11 protein-coding genes and 1 pseudogene are annotated in these 12,016 nt (G+C 65.3%); all 12 read right to left on the minus strand.

The features are described from left to right. Positions 1-1,005: NADH-quinone oxidoreductase subunit M (locus JWQ89_RS21890; protein WP_299644732.1), on the minus strand; the 1,005-nt coding region annotated here is incomplete at its 3' end. Next, entirely contained in the window at positions 1,002-3,038 is a 2,037-nt protein-coding gene (gene nuoL / locus JWQ89_RS21895) for an NADH-quinone oxidoreductase subunit L (RefSeq protein ID WP_299644734.1), read from the minus strand. The genes nuoL and JWQ89_RS21890, both read right to left, overlap by 4 nt. A 6-nt stretch (positions 3,039-3,044) precedes the next feature. Then, positions 3,045-3,365, minus strand: a complete 321-nt coding sequence (nuoK, locus tag JWQ89_RS21900) for an NADH-quinone oxidoreductase subunit NuoK (RefSeq protein ID WP_299644736.1) — start codon at positions 3,363-3,365, stop codon at positions 3,045-3,047. Next, positions 3,366-3,974 (minus strand): NADH-quinone oxidoreductase subunit J, encoded by a 609-nt coding sequence (locus JWQ89_RS21905; protein WP_299644738.1) that lies wholly within the window; start codon positions 3,972-3,974, stop codon positions 3,366-3,368. A gap of 9 nt (positions 3,975-3,983) precedes the next feature. Further along, on the minus strand, positions 3,984-4,472 hold the full coding sequence (gene nuoI / locus JWQ89_RS21910) for an NADH-quinone oxidoreductase subunit NuoI (RefSeq protein ID WP_299644739.1): 489 nt from the start codon (positions 4,470-4,472) through the stop codon (positions 3,984-3,986). Continuing rightward, positions 4,472-5,569, minus strand: a complete 1,098-nt coding sequence (nuoH, locus tag JWQ89_RS21915) for an NADH-quinone oxidoreductase subunit NuoH (protein WP_299644740.1) — start codon at positions 5,567-5,569, stop codon at positions 4,472-4,474. The genes nuoI and nuoH overlap by 1 nt, the downstream gene beginning before the upstream one ends. A 9-nt stretch (positions 5,570-5,578) precedes the next feature. Beyond that, on the minus strand, positions 5,579-7,690 hold the full coding sequence (nuoG, locus tag JWQ89_RS21920; protein ID WP_299644742.1) for an NADH-quinone oxidoreductase subunit NuoG: 2,112 nt from the start codon (positions 7,688-7,690) through the stop codon (positions 5,579-5,581). Positions 7,691-7,693: 3 nt separating this feature from the next. Continuing rightward, a complete protein-coding gene (nuoF, locus tag JWQ89_RS21925; protein WP_299644743.1) occupies positions 7,694-9,001 on the minus strand; it encodes an NADH-quinone oxidoreductase subunit NuoF in 1,308 nt (435 codons plus the stop codon). Beyond that, complete coding sequence (gene nuoE, locus JWQ89_RS21930) at positions 9,001-10,077, minus strand: NADH-quinone oxidoreductase subunit NuoE (RefSeq protein ID WP_299644745.1); 1,077 nt, start codon at positions 10,075-10,077, stop codon at positions 9,001-9,003. Before nuoE ends, nuoF begins: the two co-directional genes overlap by 1 nt. Continuing rightward, positions 10,077-11,267, minus strand: coding sequence for an NADH-quinone oxidoreductase subunit D (locus JWQ89_RS21935; protein ID WP_299644747.1), 1,191 nt, complete (start codon positions 11,265-11,267; stop codon positions 10,077-10,079). Before JWQ89_RS21935 ends, nuoE begins: the two co-directional genes overlap by 1 nt. After that, on the minus strand, positions 11,267-11,878 hold the full coding sequence (locus JWQ89_RS21940; protein WP_299644748.1) for an NADH-quinone oxidoreductase subunit C: 612 nt from the start codon (positions 11,876-11,878) through the stop codon (positions 11,267-11,269). Before JWQ89_RS21940 ends, JWQ89_RS21935 begins: the two co-directional genes overlap by 1 nt. Before the next feature lie 8 nt (positions 11,879-11,886). Continuing rightward, positions 11,887-12,016, minus strand: a pseudogene (locus JWQ89_RS21945) (NADH-quinone oxidoreductase subunit B); the annotation flags it as partial.

Below are 12,016 nucleotides of genomic sequence, written 5' to 3' on the forward strand. Positions count from 1 at the left end.
CATCTGGAAGATCGCGCCATGCACGCCGTAGACGTTGCCGGTGAAGATGCCCATGGTCACAAAGCCCATGTGCGCCACCGAGGAATAGGCGATCAGCTTCTTGATGTCGGTCTGCACCAGGGCGATCAGCGAGGTGATGATGATCGCCGCGATCGAAAGCACGAAGACGAAGTTCGCGAACTGGTGCGAGGCATCGGGGAACATCGAGATCGAGAAGCGGATGAAGCCGTAGCCGCCGAGCTTCAGCAGGATCGCGGCAAGGATCACCGAGCCGCCGGTCGGCGCCTCGACGTGGGCTTCCGGCAGCCAGCGGTGGAACGGCCACATCGGCAGCTTCACCGCGAACGAAGCGAAGAAGCCGATCCACAGCCAGGTCTGCACCTCGGGCGGGAAATGGAAGGTCAGGAGCTTCTGGATATCGAGCGTGCCGGCCTGCCAGAACATCGCCATGATGGCGAGCAGCATCAGCACAGTGCCGGTGAAGCTATAGAAGAAAAACTTGTAGGTCGCCTGGAAGCGCCGCGCCCCGACCCAGATGCCGATGATCAGGAACATCGGGATCAGCGTCCCCTCGAAGAACACATAGAACAGCGCCAGGTCGAGCGTCGCGAAGGCGCCGATCATGAACGTCTCGAGGACGAGGAAGACGATCAGGTACTCCTTCACGCGCGTGGTGATGGAGGTCCAGCTCGAGAGGATCACCGCCGGCATCAGCACCGCGGTCAGTGGGATGAACAGCACCGAGATGCCATCGACGCCCATGCGGTAGCCGATCGTGTCGCCGATCCAGGGGTAGTTCTCGACGAACTGGAAGCCGGTGTTCGCGGGATCGAACAGGTACCAGAGGTAGAGGCTCAGCGCCGCCGTCACCAGCGTCACCGCGAGCGCCACCCAGCGCGCGAGGTTCGTCGAAGCCTCGTCGCGGCCCCCGACGAACAGCAGCAGCAACGCGCCTAGCGTCGGCAGGAAGGTGATGACCGTCAGAAGGTGGTCACTGAAGATCATCCCAGAAGTCCCCCGGCAGCGATGGCCCAGGTGAGCAGCGCCGCGATCCCGATAAGCATGGCGAAAGCGTAGTGGTAGAGGTAGCCGGACTGGAGCTTCACGACCCGGCCGGTGATGTCCTTCACCCGGTTGCCGAGGCCCTCGGTGAGGGTCTTGTCGACCAGCTGGTCATCGAAGCCCTTCCAGAGCGCGTTGCCCAGCCAGAACGCCGGCTTGACGAAGATGCGGTCGTAGAGCTCGTCGAAGTACCACTTGTTGAGCAGGAACAGGTAGAGCCCCGGATTGGCATGGGCCAGCCGCTTCGGCGCCGCCGGATCGCGGATGTACATCTGGTACGCCGCCACGAAGCCCAGCACCATCGCCACCGTAGCCGACCACTTCACCCAAAGCGGCACGCCATGGGCGGCCTCGACGAGCTCCGGGGAGACTACCAGCGAGCCCTGGAAGAAATGTGCGATGTGCTCGGCATGGCCCAGGAACGCGTCGTTGAAGAACACGCCCGCCAGCACCGCGCCCGCGGCGAGGATGTAGAGCGGAACCAGCATGACGGGCGGACTCTCATGCGCGTTGTCGTAGGCGCTGCCGTGATGCCCGTGATCGTCATGGCTGTGATCTGCGTGCGCATCCTGGCCGTGGTGCGTCCCCCGCGGCTCGCCATGGAAGGTGAGGTGGATGAGGCGCCACGAATAGAAGCTGGTGAATAGCGCAGCGATCACCAATGCCCAGAAGGCGATGTAGCCGGTGGACCCACCCGCCGCGTAGGCGACTTCGATGATCCCGTCCTTCGAGAAGAAACCGGCGAAGCCGAGCGGCGTCCCCGGGATGCCGACGCCAGTCAGCGCCAGCGTACCGATGATCATCAGCCAGTAGGTGATCGGGATCTTTTTGGCCAACCCACCCATGTTCCGCATGTCCTGCTCGTGGTGCATCGCGTGGATAACCGAGCCGGCGCCGAGGAACAGCAGCGCCTTGAAGAAGGCGTGGGTGAAGAGGTGGAAGATGCCTGCCGAGTAAACCCCTGCCCCGAGCGCCACGAACATGTAGCCGAGCTGCGAACAGGTCGAATAGGCGATGACGCGCTTGATGTCATTCTGGACGAGGCCGACGGTCGCGGCAAAGAACGCCGTCATCGCGCCGACCAGCATCACCACGGTCATGGCGAACTCGGAGGCCTCGAACAGCGGCGACAGCCGCGCCACCATGAACACGCCGGCGGTGACCATGGTCGCTGCGTGGATGAGGGCCGAGACCGGGGTCGGGCCTTCCATGGCGTCGGGCAGCCAGGTGTGGAGCAGGAACTGCGCCGACTTGCCCATGGCGCCCATGAACAGCAGCAGGCACACCACGGTCATGGCGTGGAAGTCCCAGCTGAGGAAATGGATGGTCGCCTCGGCCCTTTCCGGCACGGCATGAAAGGCGCCGTCGAAATCGAGATGGCCGAGCACCACGAACGCCGCGAAGATGCCGAGCGCGAAGCCGAAATCGCCGACGCGGTTGACGACGAACGCCTTGATCGCCGCGGCGTTGGCGGACTCCCGCGTGTACCAGAAGCCGATCAGCAGGTAGGACGCGAGGCCCACGCCTTCCCAGCCGAAGAACATCTGCAGGAAATTGTCAGCCGTCACCAGCATCAGCATGGCGAAGGTGAAGAGCGACAGATAGGCGAAGAAGCGCGCGCGATGCGGATCGTCGGCCATGTAGCCGATCGAATAGACGTGGACGAGGCTCGAGACCGTGGTCACCACTACCAGCATCACCGCCGTCAGCGTGTCGACGCGCAGGATCCAGCGCATGTCGAGGTCGCCCGAGACGATCCAGCGGAATATCTCCACCTTGCTTGCCTCGGCATGCCCCGCGGCCTCGGCCACTTCCGGCGCGAACCAGTAGTTGGAAAAGTCGATCCAGCTCAGCACCGCGGCAGCGATGAGCAGCCCGGTGGTGATGTACTCGCTGGTCCGGTGGCCGATGATCCGGCCCAGGAGGCCTGCAATCAGCGCCCCGACCAGCGGGAAGAATACGATGGCCTGGATCACTTGCGGTCAGCCCTTCAGGGAGTTGACGTCTTCCACGGCAATGGTGCCGCGGTTGCGATAGTAGACGACGAGGATGGCGAGCCCGATGGCCGCCTCTGCGGCAGCGACCGTGAGAATCAGCAGCGCGAACACCTGTCCGGCCAGATCGCCCAGTTGCGCCGAGAACGCCACGAAATTGATGTTGACCGCGAGCAGGATCAGCTCGACCGACATCAGGATGACGATGATGTTCTTGCGATTGAGGAAAATCCCGAACACGCCGAGCGTGAAGAGGATCGCGCCAACCGCGAGGTAGTGGCCGATGCCGATGCCTGTTGCTGCCAGCATTTAGAGCCCCTGCCCCGTTTTGACCTTGACCAGTTCCGTAGCTTCCGAGCGCTTGCGCCCGGTCTGGCGGAACACGTCCTGCCGCTTGACGTTCGGCTTGTGCCTGAGCGTCAGGACGATCGCGCCGATCATCGCCACCAGCAGCACCCCGCCGGCCAGCTCGAACAGGAACACGTAGCGCGTGTAGAGCAGCTGCCCGATGGCGCGGGTGTTCTGGATGCCGGCATCGATCGGCACCATGGCCGACGCTTCGACTCCCGTGGGGAGGACGAAGCTGCCGCCGACCAGCAGCAGCTCGAGCAGGAGGATCACGCCGACCACGACGCCCACCGGCGCGTATTGCAGCATGCCCTGGCGCATCGAGGCGAAATCCACGTCGAGCATCATGGTGACGAACAGGAACAGCACCGCGACGGCGCCGACATAGACGACGATCAGGATCAGCGCCAGGAACTCGGCGCCGGCGAGCATGAACAGGCCGGCCGAGTTGACGAACGCCAGGATCAGGAACAGCACCGAGTGTACGGGATTGCGCGCCGCGATCACCATCAGCGCCGAGGCGACGGTGATGGTGGCGAACACGTAGAAGAAGAACAGCGGCAGCGTCATCTCGATCCCTTACCGGTACGGCGCATCGGCGACGAGGTTGGCCGCGATCTCGCGCTCCCAGCGATCGCCATTGGCAAGCAGCTTCTCCTTGGAGAAATAGAGTTCCTCGCGGGTCTCGGTGGCGAACTCGAAGTTCGGCCCCTCGACGATGGCGTCGACCGGGCAGGCCTCCTGGCAGAAGCCGCAATAGATGCACTTCACCATGTCGATGTCGTAGCGCACCGTGCGGCGGGTCCCGTCGTTCTGGCGCGGACCGGCCTCAATAGTGATGGCCTGCGCCGGGCAGATGGCCTCGCAGAGCTTGCAGGCGATGCAGCGCTCTTCGCCATTCGGATAGCGGCGCAACGCGTGCTCGCCCCGGAAGCGCGGCGAATACGGGATCTTCTCGAAGGGGTAGTTGATGGTCTTCTTGGGCGAGAAGAAGTACCGCATCGCGAGGAAGAACGCGCCGACGAATTCCCTCAGAAGCAGGCCGTTTAGGAACTGGGCAAAGCGCATCAGACGGCACCTCCGTGCCAGCCCCAGCCGGTGAGCTGGAGAACGGTGGCGACGATGACCACCATAAGCAGTGAGATCGGCAGGAACACCTTCCAGCCGATGCGCATCAGCTGGTCGTAGCGGTAGCGCGGCACGATCGCCTTGGCCATCGCGAACATGAAGAACACCGCGCAGAGCTTGAGGACGAACCAGACGATGCCCGGGATCCAGGTGAACGGCGGCACCTCTATCGGGGCGACCCAGCCCCCGAGGAACAGGATCGTCGTCATCGCGCACATCAGGATGATGGCGATGTATTCGCCGAGCATGAACAGCAGGTACGGGGTCGAGGAATACTCGACCATGTAGCCCGCGACGAGCTCGGACTCGCCTTCCGGCAGATCGAAGGGCGGCCGGTTCGTCTCGGCCAGCGCCGAGATGTAGAAGATGACGAACATCGGGAACAGCGGCAGCCAGTACCAGTTCAGCACGCTGAGCCACGGCACGCCGAGCATGGTGGCGATGCCGCCCGACTGCTGGGCAAGGACCACGTCGGTGAGGTTGAGCGAGCCCGCGACCAGCAGCACCGTGATGATCACGAGGCCGATCGAGACCTCGTAGCTGACCATCTGGGCGGCCGAGCGCAGCGCGCCGAGGAAGGCGTACTTGCTGTTCGAGGACCAGCCGCCGATGATGATGCCGTATACCCCGAGCGAGGAAATGGCGAAGATGTAGAGGACGCCGACATTGATGTTGGCGAGCGCGAGGCCCGCGCCGAACGGGATCACCGCATAGGCCGAGAGCGCGAGGATCGAGGTCACCAGCGGCGCGAGGATGAACAGCACCTTGTCCGAACTCGCCGGGATCACCGGCTCCTTGAGCACGAACTTCAACAGGTCCGCGAAGCTCTGCAGCAGGCCGAAGGCGCCCACCACGTTCGGGCCCCGGCGCAGCTGCACCGCCGCCCAGATCTTGCGGTCGGCGAGGAGGATGTAGGCGGTGAAGATCAGCAGCGCGACGAGGAGCAGCAGCCCCTTGTAGACGAACCCGACCTCTGAGCCCCAACCGAAGATCGGGATGCCGAGCAGGTAGTCCAGCGCTGAAACGACGAAATCCATCTGGGCCCCTTACTCCGCTGCCTGCCGGAGACCGGCCTGCAGCGCGGCGCATTCACCCATCGTCGCGGACGCCCGTGCGATCGGGTTGGTGAGGTAGAAATCGCCGATCGGCGAGGTGAAGGTCGCGGATTTGGTCTTGATCGCGGCGCCCGCCAGCTTCTTGACGTCGTCCACCGAACCGGCGGCGATCTGGTCGAGGCGGCCGAGATGCGGGAACTCGGCGTAGATCGCGGCGCGGAGGCTGGTCAGCGAGTTGAACGGCAGCGGGATGCCGAGGACGCCCGACAGGGCGCGGAAGATCGCCCAGTCTTCCTTGGCTTCGCCCGGCGGGAACACGGCACGCTCGGCGAGCTGCACGCGGCCCTCGGTGTTGACGTAGGTGCCGGATTTCTCGGTGTAGGTCGCGGCTGGGAGGATGACGTCGGCGCGGTGGGCGCCCTTGTCGCCGTGGGTGCCGACATAGACGACGAAGGCCTTGCCCATCGCCGAGGTGTCGTACTCATCGGCGCCGAGCAGGAACAGCACGTCGAGCTTGCCCTCGCCGGCGAGGCCGATCTGGTCGGCCGAGCAGACACCGCCATTGTGCGGCACGAAGCCGATATCGAGCCCGCCGACGCGGCCGGCGGCGTTGTGCAGCATGGCGAAGCCGTTCCAGCCCTCGGCGACGCCGGCGCCGGTGACGAGCTTGGCGGCCAGCGCAATGGTGTCGCGGCCGATCTGCTTCGAATGCGCGGCGCCATGCGATACGGCGCCCTCGCCCACGATGATCAGCGGCTTGGTGGCCTTGGCGAGGACCTCGCCGAAGCTACCCTTGCCGGCGACGAGGTCGGTCAGCGCCGAGAAGCCGTTGCCCAGGTACTCGTACTTGTAGGTGAGGTCGGCGTTGTCGCCGATCACGGCGATCGGCGTGCCCTTGGCTCGCCAGGCCTTGCGGATGCGGGCGTTGAGCACCGAGGCCTCGCGGCGGGGGTTCGCCCCGATGATCAGGATGGCGTCGGCTTCTTCGATGCCCGCGATGGTGGGGTTGAAGATATAGGCCGAGCGCGGCATCGAGGCGTCGATCCCCGACATCGGCGGGCGGCTGTCGGTCATGCCCGAGCCGAGCGCGGTCATCAGCGCCTTGAGCGCGTACATGTCCTCGACCGAAGCGAGATCGCCGGCGATGGCGCCGATCTTGTTGCCGCCGCCCGATGCCTTGATGGCCTTGGCGATTGCTGAGAACGCCTCGTCCCATGAGGCCGGCTTCAGCTTGCCACCGGAGCGGACGTAGGGCTGGTCGAGCCGCTGGCTCTTGAGGCCATCCCAGACGAAGCGGGTCTTGTCCGAGATCCACTCCTCGTTGATTGCCTCGTTGACGCGCGGCAGGATGCGCATTACTTCGCGGCCGCGGCTGTCGACGCGGATGTTGGAGCCGACGGCGTCCATCACGTCGATGGACTCGGTCTTCACCAGCTCCCACGGACGGGCCTGGAAGGCGTAGGGCTTGGAGGTCAGCGCGCCGACCGGGCAAAGGTCGATGATGTTGCCCTGCAGCTCGCTCGACAGCGCCTGTTCGAGGTAGCTCGTGATCTCGGCATCCTCGCCGCGGCCGAGCAGGCCCATCTCGGCAATGCCGGCGACTTCGGTGGTGAAACGGACGCAGCGCGTGCAATGGATGCAGCGGTTCATCGACGTCTTGACCAGCGGCCCGAGATACTTGTCGTCGACGGCGCGCTTGTTCTCGGCGTAGCGGTTCTTGTCCACGCCGTAGGCCATGGCCTGGTCCTGCAGGTCGCACTCGCCGCCCTGGTCGCAGATCGGGCAATCGAGCGGGTGGTTGATGAGCAGGAACTCCATCACCCCTTCGCGGGCCTTCTTGACCATCGGGGTGTTGGTGAAAATTTCCGGCGGCTCGCCGTTCGGGCCGGGACGGAGGTCGCGCACGCCCATCGCGCAGCTGGCCTGCGGCTTCGGCGGCCCGCCCTTCACTTCGATCAGGCACATCCGGCAATTGCCGGCGACCGACAGGCGCTCATGGTAGCAGAAGCGCGGAATCTCGGCGCCTGCGGCCTCGGCGGCCTGCAGCAGCGTGTAGTAGTCCGGAACCTCGACGAGTTGGCCGTCGACTTTGATATTGGCCATTTCTTACTCCGCCGCGATCGACGGCACGGCGCCGTCGCTGGTCGAGCTGTAGGTGTAGGCGTCGATGCGCGCCTCGATGACGGGGCGGAAATTGCGGATCAGGCCCTGGATCGGCCATGCCGCGGCGTCGCCGAGCGCACAGATGGTGTGGCCTTCGACCTGCTTGGTCACTTCGAACAGCATGTCGATCTCGCGCTTCTGGGCGCGGCCCTCGACCATGCGCTCCATGACGCGCATCATCCAGCCGGTGCCCTCGCGGCACGGCGTGCACTGTCCGCAGCTCTCGTGCTTGTAGAAGGCCGAGAGCCGCCAGATCGCCTTGATGATATCGGTGGACTTGTCCATGACGATCACCGCGGCGGTGCCGAGCGACGAGCCCACTTCGCGCAGCCCGTCGAAATCCATGACCGCATGGCGGATCTTTTCGCCCGGCACACACGGCACCGAGGCGCCGCCCGGGATCACGGCGAGGAGGTTATCCCAGCCGCCGCGGATACCGCCGCAATGCTTCTCGATCATCTCTTCGAAGCTGATGCCCATGGCTTCTTCGAAGGTCGCAGGCTTGTTCACGTGACCCGACACGCACATCAGCTTGGTGCCAGTATTGTTGGCGCGGCCGATGCCGGCGAACCAGGCGCCGCCGCGGCGGAGGATTTCCGGCACCACGGCGATCGACTCGACGTTGTTCACCGTGGTCGGGCAGCCATAGACGCCCATTGCCGCCGGGAACGGTGGCTTTAGCCGCGGCTGGCCCTTCTTGCCCTCGAGGCTCTCGAGCAGCGCCGTCTCCTCGCCGCAGATATAGGCGCCGGCGCCGTGGTGGACGATGATGTCGAAGTCCCAGCCGTTCTTGTTGTTCTTGCCGATCAGCCGCGCGTCATAGGCCTGCTGCACTGCCGCTTCGAGGTGGTGGCGCTCGCGGATGAACTCGCCGCGCACATAGATGATCGCCACATGCGCATCCATGGCCCGGCCGGCAAGCAGGCAGCCTTCGACCAGGTGGTGCGGGTCATGCCGCAGGATCTCGCGATCCTTGCAGGTGCCGGGCTCGGACTCGTCGGCATTGACGACGAGATAATGCGGCCGGCCGTCGGAGACCTTGGGCATGAAGGTCCACTTGAGCGCCGTGGGGAACCCTGCCCCGCCACGCCCGCGCAGTCCCGAACCCTTGACCTCGTTGGTGATCCAGTCACGGCCGCGCTCGATGAAAGTCGCGGTATCCTGCCACGCGCCGCGAGAAATGGCGCCTTCGAGGCCCCAGTCGCCCGTGCCGTAGAGATTGGTGAAGATGCGGTCCTGGTCCTGAAGCATCAGACGTCACTCTCCGGCTTTTTCGCCTTGCGGCCCGTTTCGCGTGTCGGCGACACTCCGCCGACCTGCGGCTCGGCGTCCGCCGCATTGCGGCGACGCGGCTTGCCAGGCGCCTTGCCGGCATCGATCTTGCCCGCCGGAGACTCCGCCCCGGTCGCATCCTCGCGCATCGCCCGATTGGGCTCGCCGTCGGCATTGGCCGCCACATCGGCCTTGAGCCGTTCCGCTTCCGCGGCAGCCATCGGCGCCTTCGGAGAGCCCGGGGGGCCCTTCAGCCCGGGCGCCGCTTCGTCCGGCACCGCACCGGTCTTGCGACCCGGCTTGGTCGGCGCGTTGGTCGCGGCTTCCAGAGGCTTGGTAGCGACGGGAGCGGCGGCGGCCGGAGCCGGGGTGGCAACCGCTGCGCCCGGAGCGGGTGCGGGCTCCGGCGGCGGCGGGAACGGCTTGTAGGTGCGCCTGGCGGTCGGCGGTTCGAGCAGGGTCGTCTGGCCACCCTCGGCGGCGCCGAACTGGCGGGCGATCTGCGGGCCGGGCTTGACTTCGCTGCCCCTGCCGGCGGCAAACTTGTCGAGCAGCGTCTCGAAGCTCTCGACCGATAGGTCTTCGTAGGCGTCGTTGCCGATCATCACCATCGGCGCGTTCACGCAGGCTCCGAGGCACTCGACCTCTTCCCAGCTCAGCGTGCCCTCGGCATTGGTCTCGAACGGCTCGTGGTTGATACGGTGCTGGCAAACCTCGCGCAGGTCTTCGGCGCCGCGCAGCATGCACGGCGTCGTGCCGCAGATCAGGATGTGCGCGTTGGTGCCCACCGGCTTCAGCAGGAACTGGGTGTAGAACGTCGCGACCTCGAGCACCCGGATGTAGGCCATGCCCAGCATCCTGGCGACAGCCTCGATCGAGGCACGGGTGACCCAGCCCTCCTGCTCCTGGGCGCGCCACAGGATCGGGATCACGGCCGATTGCTGCCGGCCGGCGGGGTACTCGGCGATCTTCTTTTCGGCCCAGCGCTGGTTCTCCGCCGTGAAGGCGAAGGTCGGCGGCTGGACGGCATCATCAGCTAGACGGCGGGCGGACATTACCGATCGACCTCACCAAACACGATATCGAGCGAACCGAGGATGGCGGCGACGTCAGCCAGCATGTGCCCCCGGCAAAGGAAATCCATGGCCTGCAGGTGGGCAAAGCCCGGCGCGCGGATCTTGCAGCGGTACGGCTTGTTGGTGCCGTCGCTGACCAGGTAGACGCCGAACTCGCCCTTGGGCGCCTCGACCGCGGCGTAAACCTCGCCGGCCGGCACCTTGTAGCCTTCGGTGTAGAGCTTGAAGTGATGGATCAGCGCTTCCATCGACTGCTTCATCTCGGCGCGCTTCGGCGGCACCACCTTGCCGTCGGTCGAGGACACAGGCCCCTGCCCGCCCGGCGAATTCAGCAGGTCGAGCACCTGCTTCATGATCCGGATGGACTGGCGCATCTCGTCCATGCGGACGAGGTAGCGATCGTAGCAGTCGCCGTTCTTGCCGACGACCACGTCGAATTCGAGCTGGTCGTAGCACTCGTAGGGCTGGGCCTTGCGCAGGTCCCAGGCATCGCCCGAGCCGCGCACCATCACGCCCGAAAAGCCCCACTTCCAGGCATCCTCGGCGCTCACCACGCCGATGTCGGCGTTGCGCTGCATGTAGATGCGGTTGCCGGTCAAGAGGCCCTCGAGATCGTCGAGCACCTTGAGGAACGGATCGCAGAACGCGCCGATATCGTCGATCAGCGCCTGTGGCAGGTCCTGATGGACGCCGCCCGGACGGAAGTACGCCGCATGCATGCGACTGCCCGAAGCGCGCTCGTAGAAGATCATCAGCTTTTCGCGCTCATCGAACCCCCACAGCGGCGGGGTCAGTGCGCCGACGTCCATCGCCTGCGTGGTGGCGTTGAGCATGTGCGACAGGAGCCGCCCGATTTCGGCATAGAGCACGCGGATCAGCTGGCCGCGGAACGGCACTTCCAGCCCGAGCAGCTTTTCCACCGCGAGGCAGAACGCGTGCTCCTGGTTCATCGGGGCCACGTAGTCGAGCCGATCGAAATACGGGATGGCCTGGAGATACGTCTTGGTCTCGATCAGCTTCTCGGTGCCGCGATGCAGCAGCCCGATATGCGGATCAACGCGCTCGACGACCTCGCCGTCGAGCTCGAGGATCAAGCGCAGCACGCCGTGCGCCGACGGGTGGATCGGCCCGAAGTTGATCGTGAAATTGCGAACGTCGACTTCGGACATCAGTTCTTCGCCTTCTCGTCCCCGGGCAGCACGTAGTCAGTGCCCTCCCACGGTGACAGATAATCGAACTGCCGGAACTCCTGCGGCAGCTTCACGGGCTCGTAAACCACGCGCTTGCGCTCTTCGTCGTAGCGCACCTCGACATAGCCGGTGGTCGGGAAATCCTTGCGCAGCGGATAGCCGTCGAAGCCGTAGTCGGTGAGGAGGCGACGGAGATCCGGGTGCCCGGTGAACAGGATGCCGAACAGATCGTAGGTCTCGCGCTCGAACCAGTCGGCGCCCGGAAATATGCCGGTGATCGACGGCACGGGCTTGGTGTCGTCGGTGGTGAGCTTCAGCCGGATGCGCACGTTCTGCTTCGGGCTCAGCAGGTGGTAGACCACGTCGAAGCGCTCGTCGCGCTCGGGATAGTCCACGCCGCACACATCGGTGATCGAGATGAACGCCTCGTGGTCGTGGAGGAACGTCACCACGTCGATGATCGCTTCGCGCTCCACCAGCAGCGTCAGCTCGCCATAGGCCAGCTTGTGGTCGATGACCTTGTCGCCGAGTGCATTGCGCGCACGTTCAGCGAGCGCCGCGAGCGGGGAAGGAATGGGGCCGTCGGTCATGGCCGGTCCTAACGTTCGATCGTGCCGGTGCGGCGAATTTTCTTCTGCAGCAGCAGGATGCCGTACAGCAGCGCCTCGGCCGTGGGCGGGCACCCGGGGACATAGATGTCCACCGGCATCACGCGGTCGCAGCCGCGC

Source organism: Devosia sp. (assembly GCF_028290645.1).
In the GTDB taxonomy this organism is placed as follows: domain Bacteria; phylum Pseudomonadota; class Alphaproteobacteria; order Rhizobiales; family Devosiaceae; genus Devosia_A.

Excerpts from the sequence above, each read along its gene's own strand:
- JWQ89_RS21935 (WP_299644747.1), bottom strand. The coding sequence starts at position 11,267 with ATGTCCGAAGTCGACGTTCGCAATTTCACGATCAACTTCGGGCCGATC.
- nuoF (WP_299644743.1), bottom strand. The coding sequence starts at position 9,001 with ATGCTTCAGGACCAGGACCGCATCTTCACCAATCTCTACGGCACGGGC.
- nuoI (WP_299644739.1), bottom strand. The coding sequence starts at position 4,472 with ATGCGCTTTGCCCAGTTCCTAAACGGCCTGCTTCTGAGGGAATTCGTC.
- nuoK (WP_299644736.1), bottom strand. The coding sequence starts at position 3,365 with ATGCTGGCAGCAACAGGCATCGGCATCGGCCACTACCTCGCGGTTGGC.
- nuoE (WP_299644745.1), bottom strand. The coding sequence starts at position 10,077 with ATGTCCGCCCGCCGTCTAGCTGATGATGCCGTCCAGCCGCCGACCTTC.
- nuoG (WP_299644742.1), bottom strand. The coding sequence starts at position 7,690 with ATGGCCAATATCAAAGTCGACGGCCAACTCGTCGAGGTTCCGGACTAC.
- nuoH (WP_299644740.1), bottom strand. The coding sequence starts at position 5,569 with ATGGATTTCGTCGTTTCAGCGCTGGACTACCTGCTCGGCATCCCGATC.
- JWQ89_RS21905 (WP_299644738.1), bottom strand. The coding sequence starts at position 3,974 with ATGACGCTGCCGCTGTTCTTCTTCTACGTGTTCGCCACCATCACCGTC.
- JWQ89_RS21940 (WP_299644748.1), bottom strand. The coding sequence starts at position 11,878 with ATGACCGACGGCCCCATTCCTTCCCCGCTCGCGGCGCTCGCTGAACGT.